This window comes from Clostridium sp. MT-14 (assembly GCF_042436595.1).
Taxonomy (GTDB): Bacteria; Bacillota; Clostridia; order Clostridiales; family Clostridiaceae; genus Clostridium_B; species Clostridium_B aromativorans.
Map to the genome: position 1 here is coordinate 21,273 of NZ_JBHMIY010000019.1, position 23,943 is coordinate 45,215.

Annotated in this window: 22 protein-coding genes; 1 reads left to right on the forward strand and 21 read right to left on the reverse strand. The window is 36.5% G+C overall.

Annotated elements, in window-relative coordinates:
• Positions 1–97: 97 nt before the first annotated feature.
• The 14 genes from flgN to ACFHWD_RS13175 all read right to left on the reverse strand — a co-directional run bounded on the left by flgN (position 98) and on the right by ACFHWD_RS13175 (position 12,706).
• Positions 98–505, reverse strand: a complete 408-nt coding sequence (gene flgN / locus ACFHWD_RS13110) for a flagellar export chaperone FlgN (RefSeq protein ID WP_378062247.1) — start codon at positions 503–505, stop codon at positions 98–100.
• A 32-nt stretch (positions 506–537) separates the two neighbouring features.
• Positions 538–813: a flagellar biosynthesis anti-sigma factor FlgM gene (gene flgM, locus ACFHWD_RS13115; RefSeq protein WP_150355758.1), complete on the reverse strand. Its 276-nt coding sequence runs from the start codon at positions 811–813 to the stop codon at positions 538–540.
• A gap of 292 nt (positions 814–1,105) precedes the next feature.
• The gene (fliY, locus tag ACFHWD_RS13120; RefSeq protein WP_268253746.1) at positions 1,106–2,323 is read right to left on the reverse strand and encodes a flagellar motor switch phosphatase FliY; all 1,218 of its coding nucleotides are present in this window, start codon (positions 2,321–2,323) and stop codon (positions 1,106–1,108) included.
• The gene (gene fliM / locus ACFHWD_RS13125; protein ID WP_150355756.1) at positions 2,316–3,311 is read right to left on the reverse strand and encodes a flagellar motor switch protein FliM; all 996 of its coding nucleotides are present in this window, start codon (positions 3,309–3,311) and stop codon (positions 2,316–2,318) included. The genes fliY and fliM overlap by 8 nt, the downstream gene beginning before the upstream one ends.
• 27 nt (positions 3,312–3,338) lie before the next feature.
• Positions 3,339–3,740, reverse strand: a complete 402-nt coding sequence (locus tag ACFHWD_RS13130; protein ID WP_150355755.1) for a chemotaxis protein CheW — start codon at positions 3,738–3,740, stop codon at positions 3,339–3,341.
• A gap of 184 nt (positions 3,741–3,924) precedes the next feature.
• On the reverse strand, positions 3,925–4,287 hold the full coding sequence (locus ACFHWD_RS13135) for a response regulator (RefSeq protein ID WP_150355754.1): 363 nt from the start codon (positions 4,285–4,287) through the stop codon (positions 3,925–3,927).
• A 32-nt stretch (positions 4,288–4,319) separates the two neighbouring features.
• Complete coding sequence (locus tag ACFHWD_RS13140) at positions 4,320–4,919, reverse strand: chemotaxis protein CheC (protein ID WP_150355753.1); 600 nt, start codon at positions 4,917–4,919, stop codon at positions 4,320–4,322.
• 11 nt (positions 4,920–4,930) lie between these two features.
• Positions 4,931–7,003: a chemotaxis protein CheA gene (locus ACFHWD_RS13145; protein ID WP_150355752.1), complete on the reverse strand. Its 2,073-nt coding sequence runs from the start codon at positions 7,001–7,003 to the stop codon at positions 4,931–4,933.
• A gap of 11 nt (positions 7,004–7,014) precedes the next feature.
• Entirely contained in the window at positions 7,015–7,782 is a 768-nt protein-coding gene (locus tag ACFHWD_RS13150) for a protein-glutamate O-methyltransferase CheR (RefSeq protein WP_150355778.1), read from the reverse strand.
• 10 nt (positions 7,783–7,792) lie between these two features.
• Complete coding sequence (locus tag ACFHWD_RS13155; protein ID WP_229980840.1) at positions 7,793–8,902, reverse strand: chemotaxis response regulator protein-glutamate methylesterase; 1,110 nt, start codon at positions 8,900–8,902, stop codon at positions 7,793–7,795.
• A gap of 22 nt (positions 8,903–8,924) precedes the next feature.
• Positions 8,925–9,413, reverse strand: a complete 489-nt coding sequence (locus ACFHWD_RS13160) for a chemotaxis protein CheD (protein ID WP_179977050.1) — start codon at positions 9,411–9,413, stop codon at positions 8,925–8,927.
• A 24-nt stretch (positions 9,414–9,437) separates the two neighbouring features.
• Positions 9,438–9,884, reverse strand: coding sequence for a chemotaxis protein CheW (locus tag ACFHWD_RS13165; RefSeq protein ID WP_150355749.1), 447 nt, complete (start codon positions 9,882–9,884; stop codon positions 9,438–9,440).
• A gap of 43 nt (positions 9,885–9,927) precedes the next feature.
• A complete protein-coding gene (locus ACFHWD_RS13170; RefSeq protein ID WP_229980838.1) occupies positions 9,928–11,856 on the reverse strand; it encodes a DUF342 domain-containing protein in 1,929 nt (642 codons plus the stop codon).
• Positions 11,857–11,881: 25 nt separating this feature from the next.
• Positions 11,882–12,706 carry an aminotransferase class IV gene (locus ACFHWD_RS13175; protein WP_229980836.1) on the reverse strand — a complete coding sequence of 275 codons (825 nt, stop codon included), beginning with the start codon at positions 12,704–12,706 and terminating at the stop codon, positions 11,882–11,884.
• A 226-nt stretch (positions 12,707–12,932) separates the two neighbouring features.
• Between ACFHWD_RS13175 and ACFHWD_RS13180 the strand changes: the two genes are divergently transcribed.
• Complete coding sequence (locus ACFHWD_RS13180) at positions 12,933–13,577, forward strand: HAD-IB family hydrolase (protein WP_229980834.1); 645 nt, start codon at positions 12,933–12,935, stop codon at positions 13,575–13,577.
• Positions 13,578–13,721: 144 nt separating this feature from the next.
• Here the strand turns inward: ACFHWD_RS13180 and ACFHWD_RS13185 are convergent, their stop codons facing one another.
• The 7 genes from ACFHWD_RS13185 to ACFHWD_RS13215 all read right to left on the reverse strand — a co-directional run bounded on the left by ACFHWD_RS13185 (position 13,722) and on the right by ACFHWD_RS13215 (position 23,835).
• Complete coding sequence (locus ACFHWD_RS13185; protein ID WP_378062254.1) at positions 13,722–14,066, reverse strand: DUF1292 domain-containing protein; 345 nt, start codon at positions 14,064–14,066, stop codon at positions 13,722–13,724.
• Between the two features lie 251 nt (positions 14,067–14,317).
• On the reverse strand, positions 14,318–17,824 hold the full coding sequence (nifJ, locus tag ACFHWD_RS13190) for a pyruvate:ferredoxin (flavodoxin) oxidoreductase (RefSeq protein WP_229980830.1): 3,507 nt from the start codon (positions 17,822–17,824) through the stop codon (positions 14,318–14,320).
• Between the two features lie 514 nt (positions 17,825–18,338).
• Positions 18,339–18,764, reverse strand: a complete 426-nt coding sequence (locus ACFHWD_RS13195) for a flavodoxin (RefSeq protein WP_150355740.1) — start codon at positions 18,762–18,764, stop codon at positions 18,339–18,341.
• Positions 18,765–18,981: 217 nt separating this feature from the next.
• Entirely contained in the window at positions 18,982–20,046 is a 1,065-nt protein-coding gene (locus ACFHWD_RS13200; RefSeq protein ID WP_378062257.1) for an undecaprenyldiphospho-muramoylpentapeptide beta-N-acetylglucosaminyltransferase, read from the reverse strand.
• A 42-nt stretch (positions 20,047–20,088) separates the two neighbouring features.
• Positions 20,089–21,873 (reverse strand): single-stranded-DNA-specific exonuclease RecJ, encoded by a 1,785-nt coding sequence (gene recJ, locus ACFHWD_RS13205; RefSeq protein WP_378062259.1) that lies wholly within the window; start codon positions 21,871–21,873, stop codon positions 20,089–20,091.
• 116 nt (positions 21,874–21,989) lie between these two features.
• Entirely contained in the window at positions 21,990–23,225 is a 1,236-nt protein-coding gene (locus ACFHWD_RS13210) for a M16 family metallopeptidase (RefSeq protein WP_378062261.1), read from the reverse strand.
• 49 nt (positions 23,226–23,274) lie between these two features.
• The gene (locus tag ACFHWD_RS13215; RefSeq protein ID WP_150355736.1) at positions 23,275–23,835 is read right to left on the reverse strand and encodes a DJ-1 family glyoxalase III; all 561 of its coding nucleotides are present in this window, start codon (positions 23,833–23,835) and stop codon (positions 23,275–23,277) included.
• Positions 23,836–23,943 lie beyond the last annotated feature (108 nt).

Below are 23,943 nucleotides of genomic sequence, written 5' to 3' on the forward strand. Positions count from 1 at the left end.
AGGTAGAAATTTTTAATAGAATTAAAAATTTCATCATTAACTGTTAATTGTCCATTATCAATTGTTAACTCTCAATTATGCATTGTGCATTGCTAAACTATCTGCTCTTTCCCAGTGCGTTGTAGGTAACTGCTTTTCTGGCTGGATTGAGTGCCCTGAGCATCTGGTTGGTAAATACAAGCCACTGTTTTATAAGGGCCTCGTTTGTATCCTTTTGCAGCTGCATTTTTCTGAGTAATTCCACTATATTTTCATAGGTCTTTTTCATATTTTCATCCCTGGATTCTGCAATAACTTCTCTCATAGGTCTTTTGTCTGTAATTTTTCTTCTTTCCACTTCCCAGAAAGCTACGGTTTTGCTCTTCTCCTCCAGTACTTTCACTATTTTATCCAGTTTAAACACTTCTCTTTTTAAAAGGTACTGATTTTGATCCTCCAGGGCCTTAAGAAGTTCTTTTAAAACTGAATACTCGTTTTCCATTATGTTCATCAACTGCAGTGACACCGCATCTCACCTCCATAGAACTATGGGGAGAACTATAATATTTTCCCCTTCATGGCATCTAAAATTCTAGATGCCACCAATTTTTTATCTACATTATAGGTTCCGTTTTCCACAGCCTTTCTTATACTTTCTATTTTTTCTTCAGAACTTATGAATTTATCCTCAGGAGAATAAGAACTCAAACTTTTTCCTGCAGACGAAATTTCAATGGAATCCTTTTTATCCATATTTTTAATTGTCACGTGCTCTTTCTTATTTCCCCCGTAGATATTCAATGCCTGGTTCAAAATGATCCCATTAATCTTCATATAAATACACTCCCTTAAATTCAACGACTCCAAATGTTCTTTGTCATTAATAATATTATCGGGTATATATATTTAAGGTTTATACTTTGGATAAAAGATAAACATGTTATTTTAGGACCAAAGTCCCCTTAAATTCCCACTTTAACGCTATATATCAATTCAATTATAATTCCCATTAAAGGTTACTAATATCAAAATTGAAGAGCCAACAGAAAATGAAGATTTTCAGCAGAAACTGAAAACCAACCAAAACCATCAACTCTTCACTCTCAACTCTCAACTGTAATAAAACCTATTTCAGGGATTTGATCCTCTCCTCGTTGCTCACAATACCCGTTATCCTCACACCGAAATTTTCATCCACTACTACGACTTCGCCGTAAGCTATCTTCTTTCCGTTTACCAGTATCTCCACAGGCTCCTCGGCCAGTTTATCCAGTTCTACCAGAGATCCCGTACCAAGATTCAATATGTCCTTGATATTCTTTTTGGTTCTTCCAAGCACTACCGATATCTCAAGTGGCACGTCCAATATCAGATCTATATTTCTGGGCACATTCTCCACGGTTTTAGGTTTGCCAAGGGGTTGAAATGCCGCCTGCTGCACCGGTACCTGTTTCTTAACCGCACTTGTTTCTATAGGCTTTTCATTTATGCCGCTGCCGGAAGGTGAATTGCTCTGCTGCGGCGGAACGGAAGAAGCTGCTGCGGCCTGTGAAACAGCATCACCAGAAGGTGCTTCACTTTTGTTTTCCACTGCTTTGGCTTTGGATTCAGCTGCTGCTTCCTCCTCTCCTTCCTGACCCATCATTATGGAAACTATTTTTTTTGCAGTTGCCAGAGGAAACAGCTGCATTATATGGCTGTCTACTAATTTACCTATTTTAAGTGAAAAGGACACCTTGATCACAGATTCCTCGTCACCTATTCCCTCGGACAGCGGCTCTGTGAGATCCGTCCATATTTTTGATTTAGGAGGGGATATATTCACCTCTCTCATAAACATGGTGGCCATGGAAGTGGCTGCAGAACCTATCATCTGATTCATGGCTTCAGATACCGCACTTACCTCTATTTCACTGAGTTCAGATTTCTTTCCATCCAGTTCACCGCTGTTTCCCATCATGAGATCTGCTATAACAGCTGCATCTGTCACTTTCATCACAAGAAGGTTTTCACCTACTATTCCTTTGGTATACTGAACTTCCAGCGCAATATTGGGAATTTCAAACTCATTTCTCAATTTTTTCAAAGTGGTCAAAGTCACCACCGGAGTAGTTATATTCACCTGCTGGTTTATTATTGTAGAAAGCGCTGTGGATGCAGATCCCATGGATATATTTCCTATTTCCCCCAACAGATCTTTTTCTACATCCGACAATTCGGAGGTATCCTGGGAGCCAGTTTCTGACGCCGGATCTGCTTTATTTTCTTTATCTTTCTTATTGTCTCCTCCGTTTAAAAGTGCATCTATTTCTTCCTGTGAAAGAAACCCATTCCCATCATTCATAATTTTCCACATCCTTACTTATAATATCTAGTATCTCAACGCCCATGTTTTTTCCTATTATGCCAGGCTTTCCATAACAATATACCTTGTCTTCTACCATCATCTTTATAGGACTTTTAGTGTTTTCATTTAAGGTAATCACATCTCCTATATTCAGATTCAAAAATTCCTCCACTGTGAGTCTGGCAGTTCCAAGTACGGCAGAAAGCTGCATTTCAACTATATTGAGTCTCTTTCTGAGCTTTTCTCTGGACTCATTTACTACATCCTCATCGCTGTCCTGAAACCAGTACTGTACCACCAGCTTATCCAATACCTTCTCTATACTCAGATAGGGAATGCATATATTTATGAAAGTATTGCTTTTACCCATTTCCACAGAAAAAGTTATAAGCGCCACGGGATCATTAGGTGCAAGAGTTTGATTTAATGCGGGATTCGTCTCAATTCCCTCTACTTCTGTCTCCACCGACATTACATCTTCCCAGGCCAGTTTTAAATTGGATATAAGTCCTGCATTCACCACTTTTATAATATTTTTATCTATATCTGTGAATTCCCTGGCTTTATACTTACCCGTTCCACTTCCCCCCAGGAGGAGATCTATAATTTCAAATACGAACTGCGGATTTATTTCAAACAGCACGGAGCCGCTTAAAGGCGGCATTTTAAATATGGTAAGTACAGTAGGATTTGGCACAGAGTGAATAAATTCCTCGTAGGTTATCTGCTGTACTGATTCCAGTTTTACTTTTACATTACTTCTTACCTGTGCAGTCAAATAGTTTGAAATTATTCTGGCATAGTTGTCGTGAATAAGTTCCAGAGTTCTTATATGATCCTTAGAAAACTTCTGCGGACTTCTAAAATCATAGGGCTTTACTTTTTGCTTTTCCTCTTCTTTAGGCACTTCATCAGGAGTAAGTTCTCCTGCAGACAAGGCAGCTAAAAGGGCATCTATCTCATTCTGTGATAATACATCTGCCATTCTCTTCCCTCATTTCTCGTGAAAATTCTAATTTGAAAGAAGCTTGTCTATATCGATTAGTGTAACTACTCTATTTTCAAGATTTACTATTCCCTCTATATAGGCTTTTTTTCTTTCATCATTTATCTTCTCAATAACATTTTCTTCTAGATCCAAAACTTCATCCACCTGATCTACAGTTACACCTACCAGTTCATCTTCCATTTCCAGTATTATTATATTGTTTTCACTCTTGTCACTCTTGGGAATGTCCATTAAAAGATTTATATCCAAAAGTGATATTACATTTCCCCTTAAATTTATAAGCCCTTTTATGTAGGCCGGTGCCTTGGGGACCCTCGTTATTTCCATTGCATCATTTATACTTTGAACCTTAGCTGTTTCCACAGCAAATTGCTCGTTATTCAATCTAAATATAACAACCTGCATATCTACACCTCCATGCGCATATGGATACATAAACTATGTACTTGTAAGCTGGCATATCAAAGTCACAGTTTTATACGTATTTTAACAAAGTTTAACATTGAATTTAATACTACTAAAATATTTCGTTATAAATTATATTACCTTTATATTGGTTGTGAAATTTTAACTTTAATTTTACATCTTACTATGAATTCACAACTTTACTTATTGCCTCCAGTACTCTATCCGGTTGAAATGGCTTTACAATAAAATCTCTCGCACCAGCTTTTATTGCATCCATAACCATGGTCTGCTGTCCCATCGCGGAACACATTATTATTTTGGCGCTTGGATCCAAAGCCTTTATGGCCTTTACGGCCTCAATACCATCCATATCCGGCATTGTTATATCCATTGTCACTACATCAGGTCTTTCCTTTTTATATAATTCCACAGCTTTTATACCATTGTTTGCCTCTCCTATCACTTCAAATCCGTTTTTCTCCAATATATCCTTTATCATCATCCTCATAAATGCAGCGTCATCCACAATTAATATTTTAGCCATTTTTTTCCCTCCAAAATTATATACTACTGTTATTATCCTATTCCTAAAGCATTTAAAATTTTTTCAAGAGATCCGGGCACAGGAATATAATAAAAATGCCCGCTCACCTTGCTGTTATTTTGCATAAGCAGTGTTTCTATATCAATGACATAATCATCAAACTGTCCTGATTCTATAAATGTAGTTGAAAGTATGGCCCCCAGCATGTCACAGGTAACTGCAGGTACAGAAGGTATAACATACAATCCTGTAAATTTAGCCATGGAATTCATATAAGAACTGGCTATTATATTTCCAACTTCACATACAACGGAATTTCCCATCTCATCAATATACTCTTTTTTCTGGCTCGTAAGCATGTATATGAGATCAAGTGCAGTATTCTTTTCAAATATAAATAGTATATTTCCAGGTGCATCACCCAGTATTCTGACTATTACCCCTACAACTATTTCATCTCCTCCTATACTCTGGAAGATGTCCTCAAAGGGCACAACATTTATAGAAGGTACAGTCATGTCAACTTTTTTATTCAAAAGCTGGGAAAGAGCTGTAGCAGCGTTTCCTGTACCTATATTGCCAACTTCTTTCAGTGCATCCAACTGTATAGGAGTGAGCTCCTTATAATTCATACCTATCCTCCTCATACTAGGTAAGCAACATCTAATATAAGTGTTACAAGTCCATCACCAAGTATTGTTGCCCCCATGTATTCTTTCAGGTTCTGTAGTGTTTTTCCAAGAGGTTTTATTACAATTTCTCTCTGCCCCAAAAGTGAATCCACCATGAGTCCTACAGTTTTCTCTCCTACTTTAACTATAACAATATATTTCTTCTTGCTGTCCGATTTTTCAATTCCCAGTTTCTCGTACAGCCTTATAAGCGGTATAACATTTCCATTATATATTATAACTTCCCGGTTGCTTGTCATTTTAACCATATCATCGCTGTAATCTATAACTCTATCTACATATCCAAGCGATATGGCCATGGTCTCATTTCCCGCCCCTATAAGCAGTACCTGAATTATCTGCAGTGTGAGAGGCAGTCTTATTATAAAGGAAGAACCCTTGTCTTTTTCACTTATGAGATCTACGGTTCCCCCGAGAGAGGATATTTTGGTCTTTACTACATCCATGCCAACTCCCCTGCCTGAAATATCAGTTACTTCCTTATTAGTGCTGAAGCCCTGCATGAATATCAGATTTTTTATATCACTGTCCGACATTCCATCGGTATTTATACCCATATCCTCTGCTTTTTCCCGAACCTTGTCTACAGGTATTCCGCCTCCGTCATCTTCTACTTTTATCACCGCCTTGGTCCCTTCCTGATAGGCAATGAGTTTTATCTTTCCCACGGGATCCTTTCCCTTTGCAATTCTCTCTTCTTTAGGTTCTATACCATGATCTGCTGCATTTCTGATGAGGTGGATAAGAGGCTCTCCTATTTCATCTATTACTGTCCTGTCAAGTTCCGTGTCTGCTCCCTGAATTATAAGTTCCATTTCCTTATCCAGTTCAACGGATAAATCCCTTATCATCCTGGGAAATCTGTTAAATACTGTGTCCAGCGGCAGCATCCTGATTTTCATTACCAGATCCTGGAGATCAGAAGTGGTCCTCGCAACCTGCTCCAGAGTTTCATTCAATTCCGTCAATTTGTAGTTGCTGCTTATCTGCTCAAGTCTTGTCCTATTTATAACCAGCTCAGACACCATGTTCATGAACTTGTCCAATCTTTCCAAATCCACTCTCACAGACTGGTGGATCTTCTTGTGATTTTCCTTTTTCGAAGTTTTTTTGCTCTCCTTTTTCTTAGTGTCCGCAGCAGCAGGTTTGGGCTTTATATTTTCAGCCTGACTTTTAACTTTAGCTTTTATCTCGCTTTCCTTGGCCGCATCTTCCTTAACTTTTTTCGCCTTTACCGATTTTATATCCACATTTTCTATATCCACACTTTCCACTTCGGATATATTTTTCAAGGTATTATAAACTTTTTCTTCATCACTTTTAGTCAGAAAAACAAGCTGTATTTCAAATTCAAAGTTCTCACTTTCTATATCTTCTGTACCGGGGATGGACTTTATTATCTCCCCGATCTCCTCCAAATTTTTAAATATCAGAAAAGCTCTGGCCGACTTCAGCAGTGTACTTTCGCTGAGGTTGATTTTTATCTCATAGGCATTAAAGCCCTTATCCTTTGCCTGTTTAACCACATTTATATCATATTCGTTCAATTTTACAGAAGAATTGTCTATGTCTTTGGCTTCTACTTCACTGTCTGTTTTATTGTCTTCAGCTCCCACATTTTCCCTGCCGGCGGATGCTTCTTGAGGATTTCCCGAAATCTTTTCAAGTTCCTCTATAATGCCTTCAATAGGCACTTCTTCATCTACTTCATCTTCTATATTTTTTATCATCTGCTCAAGGGTATCCAGGCATTTAAACAATACCGTTACTACATCTTGCGTAACCTTAAGTTGGCCGTCTCTGAATTCAGACAATACGTCCTCCATCTTATGAGTCAATTCCGCCACTTCATTAAATCCCATGGTAGCTGCCATTCCCTTTATGGTATGTGCAACCCTAAAAATTTCATTCACCTTATCTATATTATCCGGTTCCTGTTCAAGCTGAAGCAGCGAATCATTAAGTGTCTGTAAATTATCCATTGCTTCCTCAAGAAACATAGCCATATACTGTGATGTATCCATTTTCCCCCTCCTTATAGCTTTCTGTACATAAAGGTAGATGCCTTCTCAAAACCATAGTCCCTGTAATTATAGATGCTTTCAGTAGCTCCAACAAACAGCAGTCCCCCTTTTTTCAGGGATTGACTAAATTTTTTATATATTTTATCTTTTATGTCCTGATTAAAATATATCACCACATTTCTGCATATTATCAAGTCAAAATTGTCTTCATAGCTATCCAATATCAGGTCGTGTTTTTTGAAGGTAACCAGATTTTTTATCTTATCACTTATAATATATTTATCGTCCTTTAATGTGAAATACTTATTTAAATATTCCCTTTTTACATTTTTTATTTCCGATGAAACATATTCACCCTTTTTGGCCCTCTCAATTATAGTACTGTCTATATCTGTTGCAATTATTTTATGCCTTCCCCCGGGGCTCAGTTCATCTAAATAGATGGCCACCGAATAGGGTTCAGCTCCGATGGAACATGCTGCACTCCATATCTTCAAATAGTTATTTCGAGAAAGCAGATCTCCTTTTAACTTGATTTTAAGCTCCTCAAATATCTCTGGATTTCTGAAAAATTCAGATACATTTATAGTTATGAAATCCAGGAATTTCTGCCTCTGCATCCTATCCACTTTTAAAAGCGCTATATAATCCTCTATGGTTTTCACTCCAACCCTGGACATAAGACTGTTTATCCGCCTGTGCAGCTGATTTGGTTTGTAGGCAGACAGATTTATATTGAATTCTCTCAGAACCCATTTTTCAAAATAATCCATATCCACAACCATAAGTCTACCTCCTGCCGAGCTTTATTATCTTCAAAATTTCGTCTGCTATTTTATCTATGGGCAGGACCAAATCTACCTTGCCGGTGGCATAAGCTGCCTTAGGCATGCCGTAAATAGTACAGGTGGATTCATCTTCTGCTATGGTGATTCCACCACTTTTCTTGATCTCGACGGTTCCATTTGCACCGTCTCTTCCCATGCCAGTTAAAACCACACTTATGATATTCTCTCCATATACCCTCGAAGCAGATAAAAATAACTTATCCACTGCAGGTCTTACCCCCCATATGGCAGGTTCTTCATTTAAATGTATTTTTCTGTCCCTCCAGACTTCCATGTGAAATCCGCCCGGAGCTATGTAAACAGTATTTTTCATTACATCTATGCCGTTCTGTGCTTCCATCACTTTTATATCTGAATTGGAATCAAGTCTTTCTGCAAAAGCTTTTGTGAATCCTACAGGCATATGCTGCACCACAAATACAGGCACCCCCATGTCTTTTGGGAATTGCGTTATGACTGTATACAGCGCTTTGGGTCCTCCTGTAGAAGCTCCTATTACTACGGCATCTACATTTCTCCTGAGCTCAATTCCACCGTCCATTTCATTTCCCGGATCTGCCTTTATGTAATCAGCAGCTGCCCTTTTAGGGCCTTCATCTTTATAAACTGGATCTGGTATATTTTTTATCCTGCTTACATTTCTATAAGCTGCCTTTATTTTCTTTATGAGTTCAGCTTGGACTTTATTTATATCTAGAGATATGGTGCCGGACGGCTTTGGCAGAAAATCAAATGCACCTGCTTCAAGGCATTCCATAGTAAGCTTCGTACCTTCTTTGGAGATACTGCTTAAAACTATTACAGGTATTTCAATACCTCTTTTCTTCAACTCACCGAGGGCAGTTATACCATCCATCTTTGGCATTTCCACATCAAGGGTTATTATATCAGGCATGCCTTTCCAAAAATTCGTGGAAAGCTTGTCTAAAAAATCTTCACCATTTCTTGCAGTGCCTATGACCTCCATAGATGGATTATTGTTTATCATATCCGAAATTATTTTCCTCATAAGCGCAGAATCATCTACTACTAAAACCTTAATTTCCTCCAAATTGCTATCACTCCATTAACCTTTAAATTTCTTTTATTCCTATTCCTACTGTCTTTATCTTAACCCTGCCATCGTAAGTATCAAATATCATGGTTCTTCCTTTATTGCCCCCCAGATCTTCCGCCAATATGGAAATAGAGTACTCCTCTAGTATATGTTTTACAGCATTTCCATTTCTATTTCCTATATCCATAATCATGCTTTTATCTGAAAAGTTGAACATGGATGCTCCTCCCGCTATTTTTGCCTTTAAGTTCTTTCTATTTACACCTAATTTCTCCAATTTTTCTATGAGCAGAGGGATAGCCAAATCAGCAAATTTCATGGGATTCTTTTTATTGCTGAATTGAGTGCTGTCCGGCAGCATTATATGTGCCAATCCTCCTACACTTATTTTATCGTCATACAGTGCTATGCCCACACAGGAACCCAAACCAATGGTTATAATTTTATCTGGGGAACCGGCTGTATTCATGTCTGCTATTCCTACCTTTATTTCTTTTCCCTCCATAAATATGCAACCTTTCAATTTAAATTATATGAGTTCCTTTTCCTTCTCCGTCAATATCCTTGCCATATTTAAAAATATTACTATCTTATCATCTATTTTAATAAGTCCCTTGATATATCTTTTTGATATTCCCGCTATTATTTCAGGTGGTACTTCTATATTATCGGTATTTATATCTCTTACTTCAGATACTACATCAACTATTACGCCTATTTTATTTTCATCCTGCTTTGTAACTATGATCTTAGCCTGATCCTTTTTCTGCTGGGATTCAAGTCCAAACTTTTTAGCAAGGGATATTACAGGAAGTATATTTCCCTCATAATTTATTACCCCCTCCACAAAATCAGGTGAATCAGGCAATTTTGTAGTTTCTTCATATCCTAAAATTCTCTCTATCTCCATAATATCTGTAGCATAGTATTCTTCGCCTATACTAAATATCAACACTTTTATTTCCTTATTGCCCATTGTCAAAAATCCTCCTTAATTATTTTAAAATAATCTATGACTTTTACAGGACGAATTTATCTACTACTATAAGTCCGTCCTTTAAGTAAGCATGTACACTTTTACTTGGTGAATCCAGAACCATCTCCCTGTTTCCCACTTTAAATACAGTATTATGATAAGCTATATCAGCCCATATATGGCCCTTGCTTCCTACCTGGAGTTTTGTAGACACTCCTGCCATACTCCCAACAACCTTGCATTTGATCTCCCTCTGAGATTTTAGAATTCCTCCTCTTGCCACACTTCCTTCCCTTGCAAATTCAATAGAATCATTAGCTGTAATAGTCGATACATATTCTCCTTTTCCTGTAATTATTACATTACCCGAACTCTGTATATTTGAGTCCTGGCAGTATGATAAACTCACGTTTACCGGAAGCGCAAGGGTATCCTCAAAATACTTTATTTTATCACTTATTTCATCTATCAACTCATTTAATTCCAAATAATTTTTTATACTTATAGGTCCTATTCCCATAAGTTTTGTCCTTATATATCTAACTATTTCATCTTCTCCATCCTCTTCATTTTGAGTGTTCAAATCTGCAATTACATTTATACCCAACCTCAAAAGAACTTTAAATTTATTTTCCAATAGTACTTTTATTATTTCTCCATCACTTTTATCGCGTCCAAGCAAATCATAGGATTTTATCTCCTTTACCACTTCAATTAATTTGGTCAAATTCTCATTGAATTTTTTCAGATGTTCCAGAGCATGGAGCTTTGTTACATTTTCTCCTCCGCCGCATATTTTCGATGCAACAACACTGCCAACTACAGCTACATCGCCTAATGCAGTTATAGTAGCTCTCTCCACTTCCCTGTCTATGACAAGGTCATTTCCACACTCCACTTCCATTCCCTCTTTTACATCACCGTGTACAACTATATCTCCTATATACTTTACATTTCCAGTACTCAGATCCACATCGCCATTGATCTCATGGACCTGATGGACATAAAAAGTATTCCCATTTACAGAAGGTTTTCCGCTGACAGCTGCTTCAACTGTATTTTCATCTTTAAGAAGGCAGCCGGTTCCAGCTTTGAGCTTCAACTGCTTTCCATTTTTACACTTTTTTATTTTCCCGTATACATCATATCCATTTTCACCTTTAGTGCCCACATGTCTTACTGCAATTACATCTCCCTTTTCTACTGCATTTACAGCTCCTATGCTTTTAAAATCCACATTGCCTCCCACATCCTCTTCCAGGTCTGCAAAAGTTTTAAATTTCACTTCTATTAGATCATCTTTTCCATTTACAGGTTCCTTTCCCTGTGCTACAAGAACCCTCTCACTAATTTCTACAGCTTTTTTCAAATTTTCTTCTATTATACCATAAACTACTTTATTATTGGATAATTCTTCTTTAATTTCTTCCACAGTGTATTTAGCAGGGGAAACACTCTCTAATATTTCAGTTTTCAAGCTGGCTTTCTGGCTTTCTTCCATATCCTTCAATGCGTATTTATTTTCAGGTATATATTTAACTTCCGCGTAAGCCTTCATTTTATCATAGGACACGTGCATGTTGAGTTCTCTTCTGGGTTCATCCTTATGAAAAGTCACTTCTATACTGCTGTTTGAAAAAACTTCACACTTTTTTTCAACTTCAGCCCCATCTACAGAAATCGACATATGCTTACTTCTACAAATTACTGCAGGTTTCCCGTCCGCTGCAGGATCTTTTACAATTACCTTCCCCTTAACCACTTTGATGGTTCCATTATTCTCATAGGACTTTAAAGGTGCCATATCTTTTTCGTCATCATCTATCAAGACTTCAATTACCGTCTTCTTTTTAAAAAAGGATTTTTTCTGCTTTAACACTTTATATTTTAACTGTTCTTTGGGTTTATTTAACTCATAACTGGCGGATTTCAAACAGTCTTCCAGTGAAACTCCCTTAAATATCTTTTTCATCTTAAACAATCACTCCCCTGTTTATTTAAAACACAAAATTCTCTATATCCTTTCTTATCTTCTCGTTATATGCCCCCATTATTTGAAGTAGTATTTTATTATTTGAAGAATTAAATTCAATATTTCCCACGCTCTTTACAGGAAGTACCTTGGGAGAAGTGCCTGATATAAATATGGCGTCAAATTTATCTATTTCCCTGTAATTCACATCTTCCTCAAGTACCTCCAATCCCAATCCAAGGCAGATCTGCATTATAATATTTCTGGTAGTCCCGGGCAGTACCCTTTTAAAAGGTGCCGTTATAACCTTTTCACCTTTTATCATAAATATATTGGACTTGCTGCCTTCAGTTATATTACCTTCATCATCCACAAGTACTGCTTCAAATATACCGCTTTCCGTTATCTTCTTATTCACCCGGACCTTAAACTTCCTATTTATCACCTTGGCATTTGGATTTTCTCTTTCAATGTGAAAAAAATCGGTTTTCACCCCCACTTCATAGTCCCTTGAAGTTGGATAATGGTGTTCTACAAAATATGCCAAAAACTTATTATTTTTATAAAAATTAAATATAAGCTTTACATTGCCGCTGTAAATTTCATTTATATGTATCAATTTAAAGATACTGTCCACAATTTCTTTTCTGCCGAGCCACAGTTTTAAGTCTGTTATATTAGAAGAATTGTTCAGTCTATCCAGATGAGCTTTTAAAAATAAAGGTTTTCCGTCTATTATTCGAATTACTTCATACAGGGACTTTCCCTCTTTAAATATATTATCTTCAAATTCCTCCCTTTTTCTTATTTCATCATTGTATAAAAAAAAGTTACTAACACATTCACTCATTGTAAACCCCTTCTTTAAAATTTAATAAAATATTAATATTATAATTACATTTTATCATTATCCTGAACAATTTCCTACCTTGTTCAAGGCTCAAATATCAGATATTGTGACTTTGTTACTGCCTGCAATTTATATCATAGTTAAATTATCTTTTCAATCAAGTTATCCATATGATATTATAGAAAAGAACAAGGTTTACTGCTTAAAGAATAGATGGGGTGATTATTTGACAAAACTTGCTATATTTGACGTTGATTTTACTTTAACCAGCCGGGAAACCCTTATGGAATTTTACATATTCATGGTGAAAAAAGATCCAAAGCTCATAGTGTATGCACCTTTCAGCATCATTTCTGCTTTTTTATTCGTAATAGGATTGTTCACTGCAAAAAAGGCCAAGGAAAATTTTATTTCATTTATAAACGGCATAAGTGAGGAAAAGATGAAATGCCTGACGGCAGAATTCTACGAAAAAAGAATGTGTAAGATATTATATAGAGATGGCTTAGATACTATGAAAAAATTGAAAAATAAAGGCTGTAAGATATATCTGATTTCTGCTTCAGCGGAATTCTATTTGAAAGAATTGTATAGAATAGAATATGTTGACAGAATAATAGGTACCATATTTTCCATTAAAAACGGGAAACACTACAATAAAATAGCCGGTAAAAACTGTAAGGGTGAGGAAAAGGTGAGAAGACTTATGGAGTCTTTAAAAAAAGACGGTCTGGAAGTTGACTTCAAGAACTCCTATATGTTCTCCGATTCCCTAGCAGATCTGCCATTATTTAATATAGTTGGAAATCCATACCTCATAAATCATAAAAAAAGCAATCCATACAATATCAAGGTGCTGAACTGGAAGTGAAGTCAATATACAATTGACAATGCACAATTGACAATTAAAGTACAAAGTTCAAAGAACAAATATCAAATAGTGAAGATTTTCGCCTAAGCCCTAAAATCCACCAAATTTGATATTTAAACTTTGAACTTTGATATTCATTCTTGCTTATTCCTGTGACAGCTGCTGGTAATAAGCTGAAACTTCCTTGAATTCTTCCTCCTCAGGGATAACAAGCTCACCTGCCGGACCTTCTCCCTCTACTTTAAATAGATATACAGCTCCATTTTGCGGATTCTGAACTATAGCATACTCATTTTCCTTGAATTCAAATCCATCAACCACTTCACAGGGAACTATGTTTCCATTTTCATCTTCCAGATCCACTACTAATGATTCATGCTCTCCGCAGTCGCTGCACCCACAGCCGCAATCATGAACCCTTTCATCACAAGCTTCTTCTGCTTCATCGCCGCTATTGCGGCCCTTCTTATTTAAATCCTCTTCATTCATAACATATGCCCGGTAACCTTTAAGGTGGATATCCTATCAATATTATAACCCAATTACAAAATTTTCCTGTATCTTACAGAGCTATAACTTGTAGTCTTGATCCTACCGGGATATTCACCTCCTCTTTTATTGTTATGTTTTAATTTTACCCTTAATTACAATATAATAAAAGCTTTTTTTAGTTAAAAATAAAAAATTATCAGTTAAGCCAAAAAAACACCGGGCAATTCATGCCCGATGTCTTTTAGCTATTATTCTGCATTTGCAAGTTTCTTGTATCCTTCAATTCTCTGCAGTGCATCTCTCTTTGTCTTTGCAAACAGAGCTTCCGCTTTATCAGGGAACTGTTTAGCAAGTGAAGAGTATCTAACCTCACCCATTAAGAATTCTCTAAAGTCTGTCGTTGGCTCTTTGGAATCAAGGCTGAATGATTTCTTGCCCTCTGCCTTTAATTCAGGATTATATCTGTAAAGTGCCCAGTATCCACAATCAACAGCTTTCTTAGCTTCTCTCTGGCTCTTGCCCATGCCAGCTCTCAATCCATGATTGATGCATGGAGCATAAGCTATTACAAGTGATGGTCCTTTATAAGCTTCTGCTTCTTTTATTGCTTTAAGAGCCTGAGCTTTATCTGAACCCATGGAAATTTGAGCTACATATACATATCCGTAAGTCATAGCCATCATTCCAAGATCCTTTTTCTTAGTCTTCTTACCACTTGCTGCAAACTTAGCTACAGCTGCTGCAGGAGTGGATTTTGAAGACTGTCCGCCTGTATTTGAATAAACTTCTGTATCAAGTACAAGTACATTTACATCTTCTCCAGATGCCAGTACATGATCTAATCCGCCGTATCCTATATCATAAGCCCAGCCGTCTCCGCCGATTATCCAGTGGGATCTCTTGATAAGGAAATCTCTGTTTTCATAAATTTCATTTAATACAGGGTCATTTCCCTTTTCACTTTCAAGTAAAGCTATTATCTTATCAGCTCTTTCCCTTGTGCCTTGGCCATTGTCTATATTTTCAATCCAATCCTCAAAAGCAGCTTTAAGTTCTGCACTTAAACTACCTTTAAGAGCTTCTTTTATGCTGATCTCAAGTCTTTCTCTTGTCTGTTTTACTCCAAGAACCATGCCCAGTCCATATTCAGCATTGTCCTCAAATAATGAGTTAGCCCAGGAAGGACCGTGTCCTCTGTAATTTTTAGTATATGGAGTTGTCGGTGCAGAAGCTCCCCAGATTGACGAACATCCTGTTGCATTGGCTATCATCATTGTGTCACCAAACAGCTGGGTTACAAGCTTAACATAAGGAGTTTCTCCACATCCCGCACAAGCTCCTGAGAACTCAAGCAGCGGCTGCTCGAACTGGCTTCCCTTTACGTTGAATTTATTCATAGGATTGTCCTTGTGAGATACCGACATAGCATAATCCCATGCATCTGCTTTATACAATTGAGTATCCAGTGGTTTCATAACAAGAGCTTTTTCTTTTGCAGGGCATACATCTGCACAGTTTCCACATCCCTGACAATCAAATGGTGAAACAGCCATGGTGAATTTAAGTCCCTTTGCTCCTGTTGCATCTTTGTATTCAAATCCCTTAGGTGCCTTGGATGCCTCTTCCTCAGTAGTGAGAACAGGTCTTATAGCTGCATGAGGACATACAAATGAACACTGGTTACACTGTATGCAATTGTCTACCTGCCATTCTGGAACAGATATAGCTATTCCTCTCTTCTCATAAGCTGCAGTTCCTGCCGGGAATGTACCGTCTTCCATTCCTACAAAAGTGCTTACTGGAAGTTTGTCTCCATCCTGTCTGTTCATAGGATCAGCTATCTTTTGAATGAATTCAGGAACTTCTCTTGTGGCAGCAGCTTCTTCCGATGCATCTTTCCATGAAGCTGGTACATCTATCTTAACTACTGATTTGACGCCCTCATCTATAGCTGCATTGTTCATGTCTACAACTTTTTGTCCCTTTTTACCATAAGAAGTTACAACTGCTTCTTTCAGGTATTTAACTGCATCTTCTACTGGTATGATATTTGCAATCTTGAAGAAAGCAGCCTGACATATCATGTTTATTCTTCCGCCAAGTCCTATTCCCTGTGCAATTTTCACGGCATTTAATGTATAGAATTCGATATCATTATTTGCTATATATCTTTTTACTGAAGCAGGCAGTTCCTTTTCAAGTTCTTCTGGGCTCCAGATTGTATTCAGCAGGAATTTTCCGCCTTTTTTAAGTCCCTCAAGTACATTGTATTTATGAACATAGGACTGATTGTGTACAGCGATGAAGTCAGCCTTATCTATAAGATATGGTGATTTTATCGGTGACTTACCAAATCTCAAGTGGGAAACTGTTATACCTCCGGATTTTTTGGAGTCATATGCAAAATATCCCTGGGCATACATGTCTGTATGGTCTCCTATGATTTTTATTGCACTCTTGTTTGCTCCTACAGTACCATCGGATCCAAGTCCCCAGAACTTACAAGCTGTAGTTCCTGCTGGAGTTGTATTTATATCTTCTCCAACTTTCAGGGAAGTGTTTGTAACATCGTCCACTATGCTTATAGTAAATCCGTTCTTTGGATTATCTGATTTCAAGTTTTCAAATACTGGAAGAATATGTGATGGTAATACATCCTTGGAACCTAGTCCATATCTTCCTCCAACTATAACAGGTTGTCCTTCTTTACCATAAAATGCATTTTTAACATCCAGATAAAGAGGTTCTCCAATTGATCCAGGTTCTTTTGTTCTATCCAGAACCGCAATCTTTTTAACAGTTTTCGGTATATATTTAAAGAAATGTTTTATTGAGAATGGCCTATACAGGTGAACTGTAAGAAGTCCTACCTTTTCGCCCTTAGCAGTTAAGTAATCTATTACTTCTTCTATAGTTTCACAGACAGAACCCATAGCTATTATGATTCTCTCCGCATCTTTTGCTCCATAATAGTTAAACAGATGATACTCTCTTCCTGTAAGCTTGCTTATTTCTGCCATATAATCTTCAACTATTTCAGGAAGTGCCTCATAGTATTTATTGGATACTTCTCTTTCCTGGAAGTATATATCTGGATTCTGAGCTGTACCACGGGTTACAGGATGATCTGGATTTAAAGCTCTTCTTCTAAATGCATTTACTGCATCCATATCAATAAGTTTTGCCAGATCTTCATAATTCAACAATTCAATTTTCTGAATTTCATGGGAAGTCCTAAATCCATCAAAGAAATTCACAAATGGAACTCTGCCCTTTATTGCTGACAAATGTGCTACTGCAGCAAGATCCATAACCTGCTGTACTGAACTCTCTGCAAGCAGTGCAAAGCCTGTCTGCCTTGTAGCCATAACATCCTGATGATCACCAAATATGTTAAGTGAATTAGCTGCTACTGCTCTGGCCGATACCTGAAATACTCCTGGTAAAAGTTCTCCTGCAATTTTATACATGTTAGGTATCATAAGTAATAAACCCTGTGATGCAGTGTAAGTTGTAGTCAAGGCTCCTGCCTCAAGTGAACCATGTACTGCTCCAGATGCTCCTGCCTCTGACTGCATTTCCATAACTTTTACCTGCTGTCCGAAGATGTTCTTTTTACCTTGAGCTACCCATTCATCCACATGTTCTGCCATTGGAGATGATGGAGTTATCGGATAAATAGCTGCCACATCGGTAAATGCATAGGAAATATAAGCTGCTGCTGTATTTCCATCCATAGTCTTCATTTTACTCATAAAAAATTCCTCTCCTTTTTAGTATTGTAAATTTTAAATATAAATAGTTGTGCTTTTTAATTTTAAATTAATACAGTAATTATATCACAATTAGTACAGCAATTACACTGGAAGCAAAAATTTTAATTAAAAAGTACAAAATTTAGCTATATTTATTTATGATCTATAACTTTACTATACAGCAAAACGACAAAATTTTAAATATATAAAACGATTTTAAAAAAATTTTTTAGTTCCAATTATCTACTATCAACCATAATTGGTTAATAAAAACTATACTACAGATGCAATTTTTTTAAAATACAGTTTCATTTTGAATTCAACATAGTAAAAAAAGATATTTAAAAATATAAAAAAAGGAGATGTCTGATCGTTAATAAATAAACAATAATTTTTATCAAGCAGCCCACATCTCCCGTACTTTCAAATAATCCTATTAAAGTTCAAGGAACAATTGTTTGATAATTGTTCTTTGAACTTCTATATTTATATTTTCATGACCCACATGCCTAAACTATTCTGCAAGTAATTTACCAAGTTCCTTAGCTTTTTGCAGCTGTTCATCATTAGGAGCTTCTTTAACTGCAAGTTCCCCCACCACTTTAAAACCATAATCTTCTACAGTCTTTTTCCAGTCTTTCAAAAATGCACCTTCATCCCAACCATAGGATCCGAATAGTACAGCTTTCTTTCCCTGAATAGGAAGAAGTTTAAATTCTTTAATAAATGGAGCCATATAATCCTGTTCTATCTTGTTATTGTCAAGAGATGGGCTTCCAAATGCTACGGCATCTGCAGAAGTCACATCCTCCACCTTTGCATCCTGTACATGTTTTGTTGTGACCTTTGCACCTTCAGCTTCTGCGCCTTTTACAATATTATCAGCCAGTACTTCTACATTTCCCCCATTACTCCAATATATTACAGCTATGTTTTTCATATATTACCTCCACCTTTCACTTTTATATCATTTATAAGTTATCTGTTCAGCAGTATATCAATACACTGTGATAATTCTTATTATTTATACTTCTACACAGGATCTGTTTTTCCTTCTAGAAAAAGCAAAATATAATCACTTTTTTCACAAAGTATTTTGCTATGCTAAAGCAAGCAGGCAAAAGATTCATTAAGAATATGTTTATGCAGCAATTCAGTTAATTGCTGCATTTTTCTATCAAATTTATGATTTTACTCACTCCATGACGGACAGGGCTTGCCTTCATATTATTTATGTAATTATTCCTGGATGCATAGAGTTCTTTAATTTTATTCAAAAATGTCATTTGTGTCATTTCTTCTTCCTGAAGCACCATACTGTATCCGCTTTTTTCAAAAGAAGCTGCATTTAAAATCTGATCACCCCTGCTGGATGCCCTGGAAAGTGGAATAAGCAAATTGGGCTTTTTAAGTGCAAGTAATTCAAATATGACATTTGCACCTGCCCTGGATACAACTATATCTGCCGCATTCATTATATGTGGAAGTTCCCTGTTTAAATATTCAAACTGAATATATCCTCTTCGCATATTCAAGGATTTATCCACATTTCCCCTGCCGCATATGTGTACTATATTAAATACTCTCAGGAGCTCATTTAAAGAATTCCTCACTGTATTGTTTATGAATCTGGACCCGAGACTCCCGCCTATTATAAGAAGAATTGGCTTTTCATCTGTAAATCCACACAACCTTCTTCCAATTATTCTACTTCCATTTAAGAGTTCCTGCCTTATGGGAGTTCCCGTAAGAACAGCATCATGTCCTTTTACATTTTTCAGGGATTCAGGAAATGTAACGCAAATTTTTGTACAATAGGGTATAGATAATTTATTTGCAAGTCCAGGTGTAATATCCGATTCATGGATAATGACAGGTATTTTATTTAAATATGCAGCAATAACCACGGGTACCGACACAAATCCTCCCTTGGAAAATACTATATTTGGTTTTTCCCTTCTCATTATAACCACGGCCTGAAATATTCCCTTCAGTACTCTAAAGGGATCCGTAAAATTTTTTATATCAAAATACCTTCTCAATTTTCCACTGGAAATAATGTGATATTTTATTTTTTCATCTTCTATTATTTTTCTTTCAATTCCATTTCTGGTTCCTATATACTGTATCTCATATCCCAATTCCTTCAAACTGGGAACCAGTGCCAAATTAGGTGTAACATGTCCAGCAGAGCCGCCACCTGTTAGAATTATCTTCTTCAAAGTACATTTCCCCCCCACAAAATATAATATTCACACTGCACATTAAAAAGTCAGTCTAAAATCTTTTACTATAATCTGAATACTTTTATTTCCATTAAATTCATTAATAGATGGTGAAAATATAAAATCCATTTTTATGCTGCGAAATTTATTGTTTAAAATTTCATTTCCCTTTTTATCACCATAGCGCTCCATCACTAATTCTTTAAATTTTTTACCTCCATTAAAATCCACAGCATCAATTTTCTTTAAACTTTTTTTCAGCCGGCAAAATAATTTCAGTACATTTTTATCTTTTCCTAAAAAATATACCCTGAATACATCTATATTTTTTTCACCAAAAACAGGTTCTGGATTTCCCTTTCCAAAAGGCTGCAGTTTTTCTACATCCTCCAGCATTTTAAAAGATACATTTTCAAGGGGAAGTCTTTTATCTATCCTAATTTTAGGCACTATATCTTCATCTGTAAGATTACAGTTTTCATTGAGTTTCTTCCTCAGTTTATCTATATTTTCAGTATTTATGGACAACCCCGCTGCCAGCGGATGACCTCCAAATTTATTCATCAATTCTCTGCATTTTAAAAGTTCTTCAAACATATTATAGCCTTCTATGGATCTGCCTGAGCCCTTAGACTGATCTGCACTTTTTGTTATCACTATAGAAGGTACATTGTATTTTTCTTTGAGCCTTCCTGCGACTATACCAACTATGCTCTCGTGTATATCATCTCTATGTACTACAAGTACCTTGTCTTTTTTTAGGGAAGAATTTTCCACTTTCTCCACTACTGCATTTAAACTGTCATTAGTCATATGCTGCCTCTGTATGTTCAATTCATGAAGTTTTTTGGCAAGCTTTTGTGCCTCAGCTGAATTCCTGCACAGCAAGAGTTCAAGCGCCACAGATGCACTATCAAGGCGTCCTGTCGCATTTATACAAGGCCCTATAATAAAACCTATATGGTAGGAATTTATAATTTTCCCATCCAATGAAGTCTCTTTGATCAATGCCCTTATACCAGGGTTTCCAGTATTATTTAACATTTTAAGACCATTTTTAGCTATAATTCTGTTTTCCCCCAATAAATCCACCACATCACATATAGTTCCTATAGCTGCATATTCTATAAACGCATAAGCTTCCTCTTCCTTTATTCCAAATTTTTTATAGAGTACCTGAACAAATTTGAAAGCTATTCCTGCACCACAGAGCTGTTTAAAAGGATATGAACAGTTTTTTTGTTTTGGATCGATGACAGCATCTGCTGGCGGTATGAGAAATTTCTTTTCACCTTGTTTTGAATCATCAACATCAAAAGGTATATTGTGGTGATCCGTAACCACCACTGTAACTCCAAGCTCTTTTGCCCTTTCAATCTGATCCAAAGCAGAAATACCGTTGTCACAGGTTATTATAACTTCAATTCCCTCATTTTTTAACTGCTCAACACTGTGAATATTCATGCCATACCCCTCTGTAATCCTGTCCGGAATATGATATTTCACCTTTGCCCCGCACCTTAAAAGCCCACGGTACAGTATATATGTGCTTATTATTCCATCTACATCATAATCACCATATATAGCTATGCTTTTATTTTCCCTTATAGCTCTGTATATTATATCCGTACCCTTTCCCATATCTTTCATGAGCATGGGATTCAGCAATTTATGTATTGACGGATTTATAAAATTCTCTATTTCTCTTTCATCAACTATTCCTCTATTGACAAGAATTTGTGCTGTAATTTCACTTATCCCCGATTTTTTAGCAATAGCCTTTATATCTTTTCTACATCTTCTCAGCATCCATTTTGCACTCAAAAACAAACCACCAGCCTTATATCAATTGACAACTCACAGTTCACAGTTTACAATTTATAATTTTCAACTTACAATACACAATTGTCAATGGACAATTGTAAATTGTAAATTGATATCTAAGGTGCTCTTAATATCTGTATGGAGGGATTTTTCATAACTTTGTCTATGACTTCGACTATATCCTCGCATTTAATTTCATCCAGCTGTTCTGCATCACATGAATTGCAGTGATCATCAAATCTCTCATACATGAGATCGTGTTCCACAACTTCTTTACAGTATTCAATGGATCTTTCTCTTTTAATTTCCCTTTTCAGTTCCAGACTTCTGGCAATTTTTCCTATTTTATCACTGCTAAAATACTCTTTCGAATTTTTCAATTCATTTATTACACTATTTACAATTCCAAGTGCTCTATCTATATTTTCAGGCAAGGTACTCATTTTTATGGAGAAAAGTTTCATGCCCCTTTCATCCTTTATGCTGCTGCCCAAATCATAGGCTATGCCCTTTTCAGTTCTTATTCTGCTGAACAAGAGGCTGCTGGTGCCCTGCCCAAAGACAGTGTTAAACAGATAGAGGGCTTTGTATTCCCTTTCACTTAAATCATGAATATCAAATATATACTGAATCCTGGCACCGGCTATTCCAGATACTTTTTCCAGGAATACACCAGCCCTATTTTTTTCATACACGGGTTCTTTTGCAGCACATATCTTTGATTTTACTCTCCATTTTCCAAAATATCTGTCCACAATAGAAATTATGCTTTTAAAATCCAGGGAAGAACAAAAACAAACAGTACAATTTTCAGGGAAATAAAAAGTACTGTAAAATCTCTTTATCTCATCTAAGGTAATGGATTTTATACTGCCTTCATTCCCCACTATAAGCTCTCTTATTCTTCTCTTATTAAAGGAGTTCCCAAAAAGAGCATCTTCACACCGCTGATATGCATCATCTTTCCAATCCCTGTACTCCTGAAGTATTACATCCATTTCTTCCTTAAAACCTTTTTCAGGAAAAATGGGGTTTAGAATCACATCGCCATAGAGCTTCACTGCCCTTTCAAGATCATCTGAAAAACAAGTTCCATAATATATGGTATAAGGATAATTAGTCATGGCATTTTCAAATCCAAATACATTGTCAAATTCCTCATTTATCTGATTTTCATCTCTGTGTTCCGTCCCTTTAGATATGACATGCTCCAGGGCATGGGCCGTCCCAAAATTAAATTGCCCGCTCTCCTCTAGAGCTCCTGCATTAAATCCAATACACAGTGAAGTGAGTATTCCCGCCCTATACTGATACAAGAGCTTGATCCCATTGTCAAGCATATATTCTCTCACTTTTCATCCTCTCTTTCCACGGGTTTACCTTGAAGTCAGGCTGAACAATTTAACCTGTCACCAGATTTAAAAGCATATCTTTTTTCAAATTTTCCACTATATCCTCATCTGAAAGATTTTGTAAAATCCTAAAGGCAAAATACATGGCCGTAGCCGGGCCCCTACTGGTTATGAGGTTTCCATCCTGAACTACTATATCATGGCTGAAATGGATTGGTTCCAGTTCTTTTTCAAAACCGGGATAGCAAGTTACTTTTTTATTTTCAATTATTCCCGCTTTCTTCAATACTATGGGGCCCGCACATATGGCAGCTACTATTTTATTCTCATTATAGAATCTTTTTACCAGATCTATAACTTCGCTGTTATCCCTAAGATTTGCCGCACCGGGCATACCTCCTGGTATTATAAGCGCATCATATTTATCTACATCCGTATTCTCAAGTATATTATTGGCCCTTACATGTATTTCATGACAGCCAGCTACATCTTTATCCAAATTTATAGAACAGGTTATACAGTGCACTCCACCTCTTCTCAATACATCTACACAGGTAAGAGCTTCCACTTCTTCAAAGCCTTTAGCAAGTAACACTATAGCTTTTTTCATAATAAATCACCTCTAATAAATTATACCATAATTATTCAATTCACAATGCACCATTATAAAAAATCCCGAGACAAAAGAAATATCATCTCAGGATCACAATATATACAA

What these genes read in the sequence shown, in the direction of transcription:
- flgM (WP_150355758.1), bottom strand. Translation starts at nt 813, where the DNA reads ATGAAGATTAATGGGATCATTTTGAACCAGGCATTGAATATCTACGGG.
- fliY (WP_268253746.1), bottom strand. Translation starts at nt 2,323, where the DNA reads ATGAATGATGGGAATGGGTTTCTTTCACAGGAAGAAATAGATGCACTT.
- fliM (WP_150355756.1), bottom strand. Translation starts at nt 3,311, where the DNA reads ATGGCAGATGTATTATCACAGAATGAGATAGATGCCCTTTTAGCTGCC.
- ACFHWD_RS13130 (WP_150355755.1), bottom strand. Translation starts at nt 3,740, where the DNA reads ATGCAGGTTGTTATATTTAGATTGAATAACGAGCAATTTGCTGTGGAA.
- ACFHWD_RS13135 (WP_150355754.1), bottom strand. Translation starts at nt 4,287, where the DNA reads ATGGCTAAAATATTAATTGTGGATGACGCTGCATTTATGAGGATGATG.
- ACFHWD_RS13140 (WP_150355753.1), bottom strand. Translation starts at nt 4,919, where the DNA reads ATGAATTATAAGGAGCTCACTCCTATACAGTTGGATGCACTGAAAGAA.
- ACFHWD_RS13145 (WP_150355752.1), bottom strand. Translation starts at nt 7,003, where the DNA reads ATGGATACATCACAGTATATGGCTATGTTTCTTGAGGAAGCAATGGAT.
- ACFHWD_RS13160 (WP_179977050.1), bottom strand. Translation starts at nt 9,413, where the DNA reads ATGGAGGGAAAAGAAATAAAGGTAGGAATAGCAGACATGAATACAGCC.
- ACFHWD_RS13165 (WP_150355749.1), bottom strand. Translation starts at nt 9,884, where the DNA reads ATGGGCAATAAGGAAATAAAAGTGTTGATATTTAGTATAGGCGAAGAA.
- ACFHWD_RS13170 (WP_229980838.1), bottom strand. Translation starts at nt 11,856, where the DNA reads ATGAAAAAGATATTTAAGGGAGTTTCACTGGAAGACTGTTTGAAATCC.
- ACFHWD_RS13175 (WP_229980836.1), bottom strand. Translation starts at nt 12,706, where the DNA reads ATGAGTGAATGTGTTAGTAACTTTTTTTTATACAATGATGAAATAAGA.
- ACFHWD_RS13185 (WP_378062254.1), bottom strand. Translation starts at nt 14,066, where the DNA reads ATGAATGAAGAGGATTTAAATAAGAAGGGCCGCAATAGCGGCGATGAA.
- nifJ (WP_229980830.1), bottom strand. Translation starts at nt 17,824, where the DNA reads ATGAGTAAAATGAAGACTATGGATGGAAATACAGCAGCAGCTTATATT.
- ACFHWD_RS13195 (WP_150355740.1), bottom strand. Translation starts at nt 18,764, where the DNA reads ATGAAAAACATAGCTGTAATATATTGGAGTAATGGGGGAAATGTAGAA.
- ACFHWD_RS13215 (WP_150355736.1), bottom strand. Translation starts at nt 23,835, where the DNA reads ATGAAAAAAGCTATAGTGTTACTTGCTAAAGGCTTTGAAGAAGTGGAA.